The 14740-nt window shown below is 57.7% G+C and carries 8 protein-coding genes and 1 other RNA gene; 3 read left to right on the top strand and 6 right to left on the bottom strand.

Annotated elements, in window-relative coordinates:
* Nucleotides 1-105: 105 nt before the first annotated feature.
* Entirely contained in the window at nucleotides 106-708 is a 603-nt protein-coding gene (locus PH586_RS23180; protein ID WP_271350166.1) for an antitoxin Xre/MbcA/ParS toxin-binding domain-containing protein, read from the bottom strand.
* Nucleotides 709-1198: 490 nt separating this feature from the next.
* Between PH586_RS23180 and PH586_RS23175 the strand changes: the two genes are divergently transcribed.
* Nucleotides 1199-1504: a plasmid mobilization protein gene (locus PH586_RS23175; protein ID WP_271350165.1), complete on the top strand. Its 306-nt coding sequence runs from the start codon at nucleotides 1199-1201 to the stop codon at nucleotides 1502-1504.
* On the top strand, nucleotides 1494-3836 hold the full coding sequence (locus PH586_RS23170; protein WP_271350164.1) for a relaxase/mobilization nuclease domain-containing protein: 2343 nt from the start codon (nucleotides 1494-1496) through the stop codon (nucleotides 3834-3836). Before PH586_RS23175 ends, PH586_RS23170 begins: the two co-directional genes overlap by 11 nt.
* 14 nt (nucleotides 3837-3850) lie before the next feature.
* On the opposite strand, the gene PH586_RS23165 is transcribed toward PH586_RS23170, so the two are convergent.
* The 3 genes from PH586_RS23165 to ssrA all read right to left on the bottom strand — a co-directional run bounded on the left by PH586_RS23165 (nucleotide 3851) and on the right by ssrA (nucleotide 8431).
* Entirely contained in the window at nucleotides 3851-5161 is a 1311-nt protein-coding gene (locus PH586_RS23165; RefSeq protein WP_271350163.1) for a site-specific integrase, read from the bottom strand.
* 334 nt (nucleotides 5162-5495) lie between these two features.
* Nucleotides 5496-7940: a site-specific integrase gene (locus tag PH586_RS23160; protein ID WP_271350162.1), complete on the bottom strand. Its 2445-nt coding sequence runs from the start codon at nucleotides 7938-7940 to the stop codon at nucleotides 5496-5498.
* A 103-nt stretch (nucleotides 7941-8043) separates the two neighbouring features.
* Nucleotides 8044-8431: a transfer-messenger RNA gene (gene ssrA / locus PH586_RS23155) on the bottom strand.
* A gap of 149 nt (nucleotides 8432-8580) precedes the next feature.
* Between ssrA and PH586_RS23150 the strand changes: the two genes are divergently transcribed.
* A complete protein-coding gene (locus PH586_RS23150; RefSeq protein ID WP_271350161.1) occupies nucleotides 8581-11529 on the top strand; it encodes an ATP-binding protein in 2949 nt (982 codons plus the stop codon).
* On the opposite strand, the gene PH586_RS23145 is transcribed toward PH586_RS23150, so the two are convergent.
* Both PH586_RS23145 and PH586_RS23140 read right to left on the bottom strand, forming a co-directional pair.
* Nucleotides 11503-11748, bottom strand: coding sequence for a hypothetical protein (locus PH586_RS23145; RefSeq protein WP_271350160.1), 246 nt, complete (start codon nucleotides 11746-11748; stop codon nucleotides 11503-11505). The genes PH586_RS23150 and PH586_RS23145 overlap by 27 nt on opposite strands.
* Nucleotides 11749-11903: 155 nt before the next feature.
* Nucleotides 11904-14711, bottom strand: coding sequence for an FAD-binding and (Fe-S)-binding domain-containing protein (locus PH586_RS23140; protein ID WP_271350159.1), 2808 nt, complete (start codon nucleotides 14709-14711; stop codon nucleotides 11904-11906).
* Between the last annotated feature and the right edge of the window lie 29 nt (nucleotides 14712-14740).

Genomic DNA, 14740 nt, shown 5'->3' with positions numbered 1-14740 from the left:
CCCAGCCCCTCAGTCTGAAACGCGAAATGTAACAACGAGTTCGGCGTTCGAAACTAGGTCAATGAAATTTCGGTATGTGGGTCAAAAGCGCATCGCCTGCAACACCTATCGACCTACGCCATGCTCAATTTGCCCAATCAAAGTGACGACTTGCTGGTAGTTGCCCGCCGAAATTGCTTCGGAGAGTGGCGACTGGGATAGCGCGCGGTTGGTGTTTGTAAGCCATCGAGCAGCTGCGGCTGCATCAAGATCAAAGAGATGCAGTGCTGCCGCAATAACGTCAGCGAATTGTGATGGCGATTCTGTGGGGACAGATACTGTTGCCGCTGGATTGCCAGGCTCGACTGCATGGGAAGGGCACCGTGTACGCAACCATTTATTTCGCTCTAGCGTCTGACCGGGTTTTCCACATACATCACAAATGGAATCCGACAAATATTCTGCTAGGTCAATCAGGCGGCCGATGTAGTCATCACCACCGCGGTAGTAAAAACGGAGCGTGCCGAATTTTTCTTTGACCTGTGTTGCTATCACAGGGGCGCAGAGTTGTTCCTGCTGGTGCTTCTGAATGAGCGTGCAAGTCGCGTCGAGCAACTCGAACCAGCCGTTTCGGCACTCGAAGCCGAAGTACGGGGCGATCTCATTTCCACTGGAGGGGAAAATTTCCGGGTAGCGAGTGCAGAAGTGATTTTCAAAGACTTGATCCATGATTTTTCAGTCCCTAGTGTCTTTAACGGGGTTGCGGTCCCAACTTCTAGGGTCGGATAGCCGACGCCCAATCAGGAATCCACTGTCCGAAAACGGTATGCGTCAGCCCATTTCGGTTGGACCTAGCGCATGTCGGCCTCACTGATCCGAAATCGGACATGCAGGGCCGAATTCGTAATCTAGTGATCCAAATTTGGAAAGAAAAGGCCGAATTGGGCGGGACTCTAGTTATGAGTAATTGACCGTTCGTCGGCAAAAATCACGGGTAATACCGACTTTCCATCCATAACGACCGAGTTTCCTCGGCGACGTTTTTCTCGGATTTTCCTGTGAGATACTTTTTATCGAAGGGCGAATTTGCGAGCAAAGGCGTTGTACGTCACTCCGTTCCTCCCAACGCGACTCGCTTTTTCGGCACTGCGTTTGAAAAAGAAAGACGTACTTAATACGTCAATAGCATTGACATAAAAATAATAACAAGGTGCTCATCATGGATAGAAAAACAGCGAGGCTTTGCCTCCGAATAACCCCTAGCGACAAGCAATTTATCTTCGCCAAGGCGAACGATCTGCAGCTCAGTGTGGCCGATTGGCTCATTCGAGCTGCGCTGGATCGCGAAATTATTCCACCACGATCAGTGTGGGATGCTGAATCGATCAGCCAGCTGTCCCGTATTGGTAACAACCTCAACCAGCTGGCTTATTGGGCTAATAGCGGAATGCTGGTGGACGACTCCGCCTTGCGTGAAATCGCAGCCGAGCTGCGCTTTCTACGAGGCTTGTCTGATGATCTTTAAGGTTCGCAAGCATCGCTCGAAGCGGCATTTGCGTAATCTGATCAGGTACTTGCTGTCCCGGCAAGGAAAGTCGAACGAGCGCGTTCTGCGACATGAGTCGCTGAATGCGCTACCGATGCTGCCAGGCGAAAGCCCAATCAGCTATGCAAAGCAATGGTCTGAACGGCTATGGAGTTTCACTGCTCAGGAGCGTCGTGGGAAGAAGCCACCGCAGGACTATTTCGTTCATTCGGTAATGAGTTTTTTCCCGGGTAATGATGAGCACGCTGCTGATCAGCTAACCGCAGAGCAAGCTATTGCTCTGGCTAAAGAGGCCATGGCAGAGGTTGCCCCTGGCGAGCGTCAGGTACTTTATGTGGTGCACGGCGACAAAGCACACCTGCATGTGCACATCGTGTTTTCTGTAGTCGAACGCGGTGGCCGGATATGGAATCCAAGGATGGATTTTCGGCGATGGGAGTCGGCCGCCGCTCGCTTAGAAGTCAAATATGGTTTGTACCAAGTGACGGTGGGTCGGCCCGGCGGAGTCCCTGCCAGAAAAAAATCGCCGACCAGTAATGAGTTGAACATGGCCATTCGTACGAGAATGCCGTCTGACCGGATGCTGTTGCAGCAGTTGCTCGATGCCGCATTAGCAGGCAAGCCGTCGTTCCCTACGTTTATCCATCGCCTGATCAATGCAGGTGTTACCCCTATCCCGAATATCGCCAGCACTGGTCGCGTGTCAGGCATCTCTTTTCGACTTGGAGATGGCCTGCCCATGAAGGGGAGTGATCTCGGAAAAGGTTATTCGTGGGGCGCACTGTCCAAACAGCTCAACTTTGCTGAGTCGCAACACCTTCACCTGCTTCGTCCATTTGTCGAGGAGCAGCCATCCGTAGACGGAGCGGTTCAGTTTGACGAGTCAGTTGAAGCCCCAGCACTACCTCTATCGGAGTCGATACCGAAGATGCGTCGGTTTATTGCTAAGCCTCGAGGTGACCAGCGCATTGATTGGGTCTGGCGAAACAAGCCGACGCGGACCGCATTTGTCGAATCGACCAAGGTATGCGTGGCGAGATCGGCCCATTCAGCTGTGTACGAAGCGATGGCAGATCGATCCCTGCAGCGAGGCTTGAAGCGCGTCGGCGTAACAGGATCAGAGGCGTTTCGGAGAAGGATGTGGTTTGAGTTGTCGCTTCGCGGAATCTCGGCGGTGGGCTATGAGCCATCAGAAGCAGATAGAAATCGATTGGAGTGGTGGATAAATGAGCAAGCTAAGAGTGGCCGAGGAAATGACTCAGCAAGAAGCCCTGCACCGAGCGGAGGAACTGTCACTGGCGTTGGCCGTGAAGTTGGACTCAATGCGGCAAATGAAAGTGTCAACGAGCGAAGAGCTGGCAGGGACGATGTATCCCTTGCTTCAGGCGATGACCTCGCTGGCGCTGGAAAATCAGGTGCTGATGAAAGAACTGCGCACGATGATGCGGGAGGAAATCTGCGAAATGAGAGCGGAGATGGGCGAGTTGCATTCGTTGATGAGGGAGCTAAAAAGTCTGTCTTAAGCGCCGAGGTCGAGTCCGCTGGAATGAGTTCGGCCATATATCCCACTCCGGCCATGCACCGTGCCTCACGTCTTGGGCAGGCCGCTTTGTTGCGACAGGGCGTGCAGTCAGTGCAGAGCAGCGACGATTGGCGGGTGGTAATGGATATGCTGTGGGAGTTGAATCGCCGGTTTACCCGGTGGGGGATCGTTTTCGGAATGCCTGGGCAAGCTCCGCTTGGGGAGCTGACGCACCATGCCCAGATTGCGCCGAGTTGGGCAAATTTGCAGGTTCTCAACAGTCAGGGGTGCAATATTGATTTGCAGCTGACATCTCCGGACAGTTGGCTACACCTTGAAGGGGTCACAGCTCTGGATTTCGAAAGGCTTGCTGCACAGGGCGTCACACCAACCATTCAGTTCACATCAGGTGGTATTACGCAGGTGTTCGTGCATGTGAATTATGGCTGTGAGAGTCGTCAGGTGATGAACCGCTTGGCGGAGCAGATACAGGTTGGACTCGACGCGAGGGTTCGGGCGCATATCGGCAGCGTGTCGTTTCCATTGACGGGGTTCGATTGCTGGTCTGATGAACAGCTTCGAGTTTGTAGTGGAGTTAGCTTCGACGGCAGTACGATGGGGATGCAGCTTTCGAGTCAGTTGAGGCAATTGAAGGGGGAGCTGGATAGATCGGGAATTCTGGGGGCTGTACCGGTACTGAGTTTGGACACAATGACCGAGGCTGGTGCGGAATTACTGGGGGAGAATCGAACGGTTCGAGGGGAACCGCCCCGTCCAGGTGAATATTGAACGAGGCGGGTTGATCAACGGCGTCGTAGATCGGGTGCTTTGCGTTTCTCCTTGAGGCAGTGCGGCTTACGTTGCTGGAGTTTCTGATAGTTTTCCCATGAGATATGAGAGAGGTCGACATCGAAATTTACCTTTGCGATTGTCGTCTGTCGTCGAGATAGCGAAAGTTCCTCGCCGTAGTTTGTGGTCGTGTCATCGTTGGTGCCGTGACCTATCAGCATCTTGATCATCAACTCTTGCGCGCCAACCCCGTTACGCAGGGAGTTAACGAACGTGTGGCGGAAGCTGTAAAGGCAGGCGCCCATCCCTTTATAAAAGCCACACTCTGGTAGATAGCCGTGATCGTTAGCACCTTGGCCGCTAAACCAGCGGGATGCCGTGCGTGCGAATCCATGTTTTTTGTCGTAGGGCAGCTCGGGAAAAAGGGGGCGGTAGCGTCCTCCTTCCTTCTGCCGCATTGCCACAAAATCCAGAAAGCCTATATCAACAAGTGTCGGGTGGATTGGGATTTCCCGGGCGCTGAAGGCAGTTTTAAGCCGTTGCTCTGGCCCTTCATCCGTAATTCGGATAACCCAGATTCCAGCAGACTTAAAGATGTCGCCGGCATATAGTTGGCACAGCTCTCCAGGACGGGCCCCCGTGAAAGCTCCTAGCAGGGGGAGCCAAAAACAGTAGCTAAAAGGGATCCATCTGAAATTTTCTGCAGCCTGTGTCGTGTAAATACGACTATGGAAAACACCCTCAAGCTCAAGAGGGGTAAATGTCTTGTAGTGGCGTTGTTGCTTGGACAGAGGAGGGAGCATTACCTCGTTAAGAGGTAGTTTGATCAGCCACTTCTTGTGTTCGCAGTACGTCATGAACTGCTTCAGGAGATTGAAATAGCGGTGAGCAGTTTCGCCACGAACGATTTCCTCGACCCCTGTGCTAATCATGTCGAGCTCATCTAGCGGCACCAGTGCTTGAGTGTTCTTCTTTTTCTTGCTCAGGGTCTCTTGCAGGTTTGTAAGGTCGGCCAGACTCAGCGAGAGAACAGGTCGATCCTTGCCGAGGAACTCAACGATCTGCTTTAGCTGGGACCTGTACTTGTAAGCCGTACCATGCTTCCAGGTCCCTTTGACCGTGTAATCCCAGATCATCTTGTCCGCTGCCGTTTGGATCGACATGGATAGATTCGGCTGAGCGAAGGACGGGGCCGGAACGCGCTCCAGTATCGTGCTTAGTTGCGCTGGATCGTTGAGCAGGCTTTGGAGATGGGACACAATTTCTGAATAATTGAATCCGAGGTGCTGCGGGACTGTTAGTGTCAGGGTATTAGTGCATTGCATTGAAACTCCTAAAAGTGCTCCAAAGGTAGGCCGACGGGAGCATTGCGAATGGCCGGGCTTGGGCTATGCCAAACTTGTTTTCGAATATAGTGCTGGTTTTAACTTCGTCAAGAATATTATTTTGCGGTGTTGTGTAAATATATATTGAACTCTCTGCAACCTCCGGCTGGCAAGGGTTGCAGAGGGCTGGGGTGTTGTTTGGCGGTCTGTTGTTGTGCCAGGTTAAGTTACTTAAACTGTAAAGCTCCTGCAGGATAATGCGCCAATCGCATACTAGAGGCTTATGTTTTCTCGTTGGCGAGGGGGTTGGCTTTCTGCCCGGTAAGTGGACGGGTTACTGGTGTTTAAGCCAGTCAATCAATAGCCCGGTATTATGATTTTCCATCTCTATGGATTTGCGGGTTGGTGGGCTTTGATCTCCTGCTCGTGCTGGTCGTCCCGGTCGATGGCTGATCTTCTGTAACCCCTGATAGTCCTCGAAGCTGATGTGGCTGAGGTCGATGTTGAAACGCAGCATCTCCACGGTCTGTTGCTTGATCTCGGTACTGTAGCCATCACCGTACTCTGCGGTTGTTGACTCATTGCTGTGCCCCGTCAGCGCCTGAATGCGCGGTTGATCGACGCCCGTCTGGCGCAACTGGTTGATGAAGGTATGCCGCAGCGAGTGGAAACTCAGACCGTTGAGGCGAGGAAAGCCGCACTGCTGCAAGTAACCCGCTCGTTGTGGGTCGCCACAGAACCAGCGGGAAGCGATGTGGCTATGCGCGCGGCGGATGTCGGCACGCATCTGCGGAAACAACAGCTCTTTGGGGGATGCGGCTGCTTGTCGGCGTTGCGCAACGAAGTCGAGGAAGCCTTTCTCCAGCAGCACTGAGTGCAGTGGGATGTCGCGTGCGCTACTGCTGTTTTTCAGCAGCTTGTGTGGGTGGTTGAGGTTGTGGCTCATCATCCAGGTTCCTTCCGGCGTCTGGACGATATCCTCGATCGTCAATTGGCAAAGCTCGTTCAGTCGGGAGCCTGTGAACAAGCCGAGCAGTGGTAACCAGAACTTGAAGTCGTCCATGCGCCAGCGCGGCACCTTTGTGGAGGTGTACACCGGGCCGTTGAGGAGCTGCCCCAGTTCACTCTGGGTATAGGCCCGTCGCACACGCGCACTGCGCTTCCTGGTTTTTTCCTTCAGTCGAATCGGTCCGGCGATATCGCGGACGATCCACTCGTTCTCATAGGCGAAGCGAAACATTGCCCGAGCCAGGTCGAAGTACTTCTTCGCAGTTTTGGGATGAATCGCTTCATAGCCACCCTGCTGGAGCAGGACATGGATCGGGATGCCGTTGAGCTCGCTGAGTTGGCGTCGGTTGCGGGGGTACATCATCAGAACAGTGCGCAGGTTGCGGAAGTCCTCCGTCGTCACCGTACTAATGTGGCGCGACGGCCCGAGGAGTTCACAGACGACTTCCAGGCGAGCACAGTTGAGAAAGCGTGTGCCTTGGTGCGACCACTGCCCGGTCAGCTCCTGGTCCCGTCGGTAACGCTCCATCAACTGCTGAATTGTCGTGTTCCCCTCCGGTGATTGCTCACTGCGAGGTGTCAGGCCGCCGGCAAACATCGCCCCGAGCGGATTGGCTGGGGCTGAGTGCTGATCGCTAGATGGCATTGCCCAATTGTCATCGTTATTAGGTGTTGGTGCTGGCGGTGGTGTCTGACCTGGCGGCATCGGTGTGTCGCTGTCAGGTCGCAAACGTGCTCGTATGGCCTCGACATGGATACGCAGTTCATTGAGGGTGGGGATACCGCTACCGAACTGCTGGCCCTGGAGGGCGAGACTCGACAGCCAATCGAAACGCTCGAGCACAAAGCCCGATTTCAGTATCGCCTCATGCAGGTCGTGGGTATGCAGGTCGAACGTCAGCCGAGCGGGCAACTGGGGGTAGTGGCTCCTCAGCAGCTCGGGCATATCCACATCCAGCAGGTGATGTTGTCCATGGGCTGGGTGTAGGCGGTGCGGGGCGTTACTGGCACCTGCGGGATTGTCCAGTTGGCGCAGAAATTCGTGGTCGCGGTCGCGCAGATCTTGTGGACGAAGTGCCAGCCAGCGGGGGTTATGGCGAAAATGCAGGCCGTGCTCGGGCAGCAGGTAACGGCGCAGTGATTCCAGCTGGAAGCTGGCTTGGTACAGCGGTAGCCACTCACTGCGTTGCAGGTGCTGTTCCAACTGTGCGGTCAGCTCGGCCATACCCTGGAGGACAAAAATCGCGCGCTGCTGTGCCTCTGTCGGGTTCAGCGTGTGCAGCTCGAACACCTGGGTTTTCAGCAGCAAGGGATAGGCTGCGCCGAGCAGATCGGGGAGGGGAACTTGCAGGGTGAACTGCTGCACTTCGCGTAGCAGAAAGGTGGGCATGCGGCGCAGTTGCTCATAGCGCTGACGGCCGATGGTCAGGTTCAGATCCTGTACCGGGCACATGATCTGTGAGCTGTGCGACGTGATGCTCGGGCGGGGATCCTGTTGGCTCAGTGGTCTGATCGACGCCTGAATGTCGGTCAGCGCTTGGAGCAAGCCGTCGGCAGTCTTGATTTCGCCGATACGAAAGCGCAGTTGGCGGATGCGCTCAGCCAAGTCGAGCGCAAGAGCGCGGGCTTCATCGACGGCGATACCGTCGAGCGGCCAGCGAATTTCGCGGGGTACGTAGGGGAAGCGCTGCTGAAGCAGGCGGGGGAGAATCAGCCGAAAGGTCAGCTGATCGTTGCTGTCGCGGTACAGGTAGTGAGCTAGGTGTTGCATGGGGTTCAACCTCGTCGTCAGTGGAATTTCCTGAGAAATTTCCAGACGTGGTTTGAACCCCATTTGAATTAAGTCTTCAAAATCAAAGACTTAACCTGATGATTGGTGGAGCCGGGGGGATTTGAACCCCCGTCCGCCAGTACTCCGCTGTCGGTTCTACATGCTTAGCCGTGTCTACTGAGTTAACCCTTGGCCGCCCGACGGGCAGGGTGCTTTGGGCGAGTTGTGTAATTTTTAGCCACTTCGTCCACAACGTACTACGCGGCGATTCTGTTCTATATGACAATCATTTCGGGTTTACAGACATCCCCTAATGATTGCTGGAGCCGAAGCTACCAGAAGTGCGACTAGGCTGCTTACGCAGCTAGTTGAGCACCGTAATTGTCATCATTGGCAATTATGGATTTTTGCAACAGTTTATTTACGAGTTCTGTTACCAACTCGGCATGCCCCTCGAGTTTCGCAACCGGCGTCGAATCCTAATCGGCCCCAAAGTTGTGTTACTTGAAAGTACGACAGCTAGTGTACGGCAAAGGTTCCGTAGCGTCGACCGGGTAATCTTCAGGCGCACGCTAGCAGTCATGTGCAGCTATGATTGCTGCTTGCAGTGGATGCATTGTCTTTGGGAAGAGACCTGATTATGCCGCGAGTAGCGCGTTACCCCGTGCGCCAGTGGATTTGGCGTGCCTTTGTGCAGAGTGCTTTGATTCCGCTGATCCTGGTGGAGACGGTGTTGATCACCGTGTATTTGCTGAGCAATGCAGCCATTCGCGATGCACAAATCGGTCATTTGCAGCAGAGTGCTCTGGAGGCGCTGTCCACGGCAGTGGCGCGCGAGGGCCAGGTGATCGACAGTCGGTTACGCTCGGCCGAGGCGCAGGCGCGGATCTTTCGTGATACAGCGAGTCATGCGCTGCAAAACACCGCTTTCCAGCCCGATGCGCTGGAGTTCAGGCGGCATGTTTCGACCAGCAGTGGAGTGTTTTACAGCCGTAGCGACGATGGCCGCGCAGCATCTTTCTACGCCAATAGCACGCCATTGGCACAGCAGGACCACGCCAAGGCCCTGCGCTTGTCGCAAATCGACCCACTGATGCGTTCGATTCGAGACGCCAACCCGTTGGTCAGCGCGCTCTATTTCAACAGTTGGGACAGCTATAACCGGATTTACCCATTCTTCATGACCCCTGAGCAGTATCCCCACGACATGGTGATACCCGATTACAACTTCTATTACTTGGCCGATGCGCTCCACAACCCGACGCGCAATGTAGTCTGGACCGATGTCTATCTCGATCCGGCAGGGCAGGGCTGGATGATGTCGGCGGTGGCGCCGGTGTACCGCGGTGACTTTCTCGAAGGGGTGGTCGGCCTGGATATCACCGTGGGCCAGATGCTCAGCGAGATCGGTGAGCTGGATGTGCCTTGGCAGGGCTACGCCATGTTGGTCAGCCGTGACAACAACATCATGGTGTTGCCGCAGGCCGGTGAGCAGGACTTCGCGTTGCACGAGCTTACCGAGTATTCCTACGCCGAGGCGGTGCGTCGTGAGGTGCTCAAACCTGCGGATTTCAGCCTTGATTCACGTTCCGGCATGCAACCGCTGTTGCAGGCTCTGGCATCCGGTCAGGGCCATGTGCAGGAGGTGATGCTCGGGGGGCGCAAGCAACTGGTGGCCTGGAGCGAGATTCCGCAAACGGGCTGGCGTCTGCTGCTGGTGGTCGATGAGGAAAACATCTTCAGCGAGACCAACCGCCTGGCCGAGCGCTACTTGCAGATCGGCTACCTGTTGATTGTCGGCCTGGGCTTGTTCTATCTGCTGTTTTTTGCCTGGATGTGGCTGCGTTCGCGGCGCTTGAGTGATCAGCTGGCTCAGCCGATTGCCGGTATCGTCGGCATGATGCGCCGTCTCGGTCAGGGTGATTACCACCCCAGTGCGCCGTCCAGCCAGATCGATGAGATGGTGAGCATGGCCCAGGCCGTGCAGCAGACCGGCGAGCAGTTACAGGCCAGCGACATCGAGCGGCATGAGGCGCAGCGGATTCTGCAGCTGGTGCTGGAAAGCACCACGGAGAGTCTGTGGGAGGTCGATGCGCCGAACATGACGATCAAGGTCAGTGACCACTTCGTCAAGCGTTTCGGCCTGCGAGCCGAGAGCATGAGTTTCAGCGAGTTCAACCTGCGCGTGCACCCCGATGACCTGGAGCGTACTCGCCATCTGCGGCAGTTGTTCGCGGTCAGTGGTGAGGATCAGTTCGAGGCGGAGTATCGCTATGCCGATGCCGGCGGTGAATATATTTGGTTGCTCAGCCGCGGCAAGGTACTCGAACACGATAGCAACGGCGGCGTCTTGCGCATCGCCGGTACGCATGTCGACATTACCCGGCTCAAACAGGTGCAGGAGGAGTTGCGCCGCGCCAGCCTGCAAGCCCAGTCTGCCAGCCAAGCCAAGAGCCGTTTCCTGTCGAGCATGAGCCATGAGCTGCGCACGCCGCTGAATGCCATTTATGGCTTTGGCCAGTTGATCGAACTGGAGACGCAAGGCAAGCCAGAGGCCCAGCAGGAAGCCGATTATGCCCGCGAGATCGTCAACGCCAGTCGCCACCTGACGGCGTTGGTCGATGACATCCTCGATCTGTCGAGCATCGAGAGTCGCCGCCAGCAGTTGCAATTGCAGGCGGTGGAAGTCGGCGCGCTGCTCAATGGTTGCGCCGAGCTGGTACTCCCGGAAGTCCAGAAGCGGCATCTGCAGTTGCAGGTACTGGCGGAAGTCGATGCCGGCTTGTACGTGCAGGCCGATATACGCCGTCTGCGCCAAGTGATACTCAATCTGCTGTCCAATGCGATCAAATACAACAGCCCGCAGGGCCTGATCAGCTTGGGCTATGAAGTGCGCCCGGACTGCGTACGCTTGTGGGTCGAGGACAGCGGCCCAGGTTTGACCCTGGAACAGCAGGCCCAGTTGTTTCAGCCATTCCAGCGTCTGGGTCGCGAGAACTCGAGCATTCCTGGTACCGGTATCGGCTTGGTATTGTGTCGCGAGCTGGCCAGCCTGATGGGCGGCGAAATGGGTTTTTGCAGCACGCTCGGCGGCGGCAGCCGTTTCTGGATCGACTTGCCCAGCGCCGCAGCACCCGAGACGGCGGCCGCCGTTGCGTCGCTGGTCGAGGCGGATGGGCCGAAGCGTAAAGCCGAAGTGCTGTGCGTCGAGGATCACCCCGCTTCCGTGAAGGTGGTGCAGGAAGCACTTCGCGAGTTCGCCGATGTACGTGGGGTCGGTTCGGTGCAGGGGGCGTTGGCCGAGCTGGAGAACCGCACGCCGACCCTGCTGTTGCTCGACCTGGACTTGCCCGATGGCGACGGGTTGCAGGTGCTGGACGCCATGCGCCGTGATCCGCGCCTGCGTAATGTGCCCGTATTGGTCATCAGTGCGACTGCCGATGAAGCGGTGTTTAGCGAGGCGCGTCAGCGCGGCGCACAGGCGTGCCTGGCTAAACCTATCGACCTGATTCAGGTGCGCCGATTAGCCCTGACTCTGTTGGGACAGGCCACTGGTGCGGGGCTATTCGCTGGCCTCGAGCAGTTGTAGGGCTTCACCGAGAACCTTCACGGATTGACTGTGATTACCCGCCTTGTGCAGCTCTTCGCCTTCGGCGCGGAGCTTTTGCACTCGCTCCAGTACGGTTGCGTCGCTGGGCGGATTGCTCTGCAGCATGGCATCGATCTTCGCCATATCTGCAGGGCAGTGCATGGCCCAGAGCGAGGTGCTGAGCAGTACGGTGGTGAAAAAAACGGCAAGACGGCGCATGGAGGTGCTCCTTTAGACGGCTGGGGAATTTCAGTATAGAAAATCCCACTGGCAGCCTTAGGCCGTTGATCTGCTTTCCCGTTGAAATAAAAAGCCCCGCAGGGCGGGGCTATGTCAGTCGCGGGCGCCCGCAGGCGAGCGTTTTTCACAGGTTCTCAGTGCTTGGCGCGGGTCACTCGGTCCACCAGATAGACCAGGCCGTGGTAGTCGATACCACCATATTGGCTCAGGCCGATCTCGCAGGTGCGGCTGGTGCTGATACCTTCCTCGCAGTACTGCACGGCCGACTGCAGATCGCGTAACGCGTGAGCGTTGAGTTCCGGAGTGGTGAAGCCCTTGTCGCCGGCAAAGCCGCAGCAGTGAATGCCTTCGGGGATTACCACCTGGCTGGTGCAGTGCCGGACGATATCGATCAAGCCCTGGGCTTCGCCCAGATGCTGGGTGCTGCAGGTGACATGCACGGCCACGGGCTTGTCCTGCGGCTGGAACTCCAGGCGCTCGAGTAGGTGCTCGCGGATGAACTTGACCGGGTCATGCAGGTTCAGGCGCGGGTCGAGTCCGTCCTGGAGCAGGCGCAGGGTGCAGGGGCTGGTGTCGCAATAGATCGGGTCGAGACCGCCGCGACTGGCCTTGAGCAGTGCGTCTATGAGCTCCTGGCGCTTGCGCTCGGCTTGCACGGCATAACCCTTGGACGCGAATGGCTGGCCGCAGCAGAGGTTGTCCAGATGGTCCGGGAACACCACCTGGAAGCCGCCCTTCTCCAGTAGTGCGCGGGTCTTATCGAGCAGCGGCATCTGCTCGGCATCGCTTGCTGCCGGGCCCATGGCGCGGGATACGCAGGCGGCGAGGTAAACCACCCGCGGTCGCTGATCGCCAGTGGTCGCGGGCAGTTGCAGCCGGTGGACCGGTTGCGGCATGGCCGGTGTCCACTGCGGCACGCGACCCTGGCTGGCTTTGCTCAGGGTGGCGGAGGCGCGACTGAGCAGCGGCGCACCCATGAGCAGGCGCGCGCCATTGGCCACGTGCAGCAGGACGCGGGTGCCCTGCATGGCGCGGCGAAAATTGTTCGCCAGCCAGTCGGCGCTGCGTTGATTGTGGGCGTCGCGGGCGCGCAGTTTGCGCACCAGGTCGCCGGTGTTGATCCCTACCGGGCAACGCTGGGCGCACAAACCGGTGGCGGCGCAGGTGTCTATGCCCTGATAGCGATAATCGCGCTCCAGTGCGGTGGTATCGATGCCTGCGCGCTGTTTCGCCTGGATATCACGCCAGATCACGATGCGTTGGCGCGGGCTCAGGGTCAGCCCCTTGGACGGGCAAACCGGCTCGCAGAAGCCGCATTCGATGCACTTGTCGATGATTTCGTCGGCCGCGGGCAACGGCTTGAGGTTTTTCAGGTGGATAGCGGGGTCTGCGCTGAGCACCACATCCGGGTTGAGAATGCCTTGCGGGTCGAGCAGGCGCTTGAGCTGCCACATCAGCTGGTAGGCATCCGCGCCCCATTCCAGTTCGACGAAGGGGGCCATATTGCGCCCGGTGCCGTGTTCGGCCTTGAGCGAGCCGCCGAACTCCACTGCCACCAGTTGTGTCACGTCATCCATGAATGCCGAGTAGCGGGCGACTTGCAGTGGGTCGTCAAAACCCTGGGTGAAGACGAAGTGCAGGTTGCCTTCCAGGGCGTGGCCGAAAATGATCGCCTCGTCGTAGTGATGCTTGTCGAACAAGGCGAGCAGACGATTGACCCCTTCGGCGAGCTGCTCGATGGGGAAGGTGACGTCTTCGATGATGACCGTGGTGCCGGTCTGGCGCACCGCGCCGACGGCGGGGAAGGTGTCCTTGCGGATCTTCCACAGCAGGTTGTACACCGCCGGGTCTGCGCTGAAGTCGACCTGCTTCTCCAGTGGGAACTCGGCGATCGACGCCATGATCAACGCCAGTTGCTCCTGCAGCAGGCTCTGGCTGGCGGCGCGGGACTCGATCAGCAGGGCACAGGCGCTGGCGGAGAGGCCCTTTACCCAGTCCGGCATGCCCGCCTTGTCTTGCACCGAACGCAGGCTGCGTCGGTCCAGCAGTTCCACGGCGGATACCGGCTGTTGCTTGAGCACGGTGACCGCGCGGCAGCAGTTTTCCACATCGGCGAACACCAGCAGGGCGCTGGCCTTGTGCGGGTGGTCGGGCACGGTGTCGTAGGTCACCGCACTGATAAAACCCAGGGTGCCTTCGGAGCCGACCATCAGGTGGCTGAGGATGTCCAGCGGCTGGTCGAAGTCGACCAGGGCGTTGAGGGACAGGCCTGTGGTGTTTTTCAGGCGGTATTTATGCCGGATCCTGGCGGCCAGCGCGCTATTGGCGCGGGTCTGCCGGCCCAGTTCGGCCAGTTGTTCGAGCAAGCCGGCGTGGCTGGCAGCAAAGCGCGTCACGCTCAGCGGGTCTTCGCTATCGAGCACCGTGCCGTCGGCCAGCACCAGGCGCATGCCGGCCAGGGTCTGGTAGGTGTTGTGCGCGGTGCCACAGCACATGCCACTGGCGTTATTGGCGACGATGCCGCCGATCTTGCAGGCATTGATCGAGGCCGGATCGGGGCCGATCTTGCGCTGGAAGGGCGCCAGCACGGCGTTGGCCTGAGCGCCTATTACGCCCGGTTGCAGGCGGATCTGCTTGCCCTGGTCACGAATTTCCCGGCCGTTCCAGTTCTCGCCCAGCACCAGCAGTACCGAGTCGCTGATCGCCTGGCCGGACAGGCTGGTGCCGGCGGCGCGGAAGGTCACGGGAACTTGATGATTCCCTGCCAGCTTGAGCAGGTCGACCACTTCCAGCTCGGACTCGACCCGGATCACCAGTTGGGGAATCAGCCGGTAAAAGCTGGCATCGGTACCGAAGGCCAGGGTCGACAGCGGGTCGTCGAAGCGGCGCGCGCGGGGAATCAGGCGCTCGACGGCGGCGAGGAAGGCGGCGGGCAGGCTCATGGGCGCTCCAGATCATTCTCAGTACATTG

Source organism: Pseudomonas aestuarii, assembly GCF_027988105.1.
Lineage (GTDB): Bacteria > Pseudomonadota > Gammaproteobacteria > Pseudomonadales > Pseudomonadaceae > Aquipseudomonas > Aquipseudomonas aestuarii.
The sequence above is the reverse complement of the archived record's forward strand: the minus strand, read 5'-3'. Positions and strand labels throughout refer to the sequence as shown.

Excerpts from the sequence above, each read along its gene's own strand:
- PH586_RS23140 (WP_271350159.1), bottom strand. The coding sequence starts at position 14,711 with ATGAGCCTGCCCGCCGCCTTCCTCGCCGCCGTCGAGCGCCTGATTCCC.
- PH586_RS23160 (WP_271350162.1), bottom strand. The coding sequence starts at position 7,940 with ATGCAACACCTAGCTCACTACCTGTACCGCGACAGCAACGATCAGCTG.
- PH586_RS23165 (WP_271350163.1), bottom strand. The coding sequence starts at position 5,161 with ATGCAATGCACTAATACCCTGACACTAACAGTCCCGCAGCACCTCGGA.
- PH586_RS23175 (WP_271350165.1), top strand. The coding sequence starts at position 1,199 with ATGGATAGAAAAACAGCGAGGCTTTGCCTCCGAATAACCCCTAGCGAC.
- PH586_RS23170 (WP_271350164.1), top strand. The coding sequence starts at position 1,494 with ATGATCTTTAAGGTTCGCAAGCATCGCTCGAAGCGGCATTTGCGTAAT.
- PH586_RS23145 (WP_271350160.1), bottom strand. The coding sequence starts at position 11,748 with ATGCGCCGTCTTGCCGTTTTTTTCACCACCGTACTGCTCAGCACCTCG.
- PH586_RS23150 (WP_271350161.1), top strand. The coding sequence starts at position 8,581 with ATGCCGCGAGTAGCGCGTTACCCCGTGCGCCAGTGGATTTGGCGTGCC.
- PH586_RS23180 (WP_271350166.1), bottom strand. The coding sequence starts at position 708 with ATGGATCAAGTCTTTGAAAATCACTTCTGCACTCGCTACCCGGAAATT.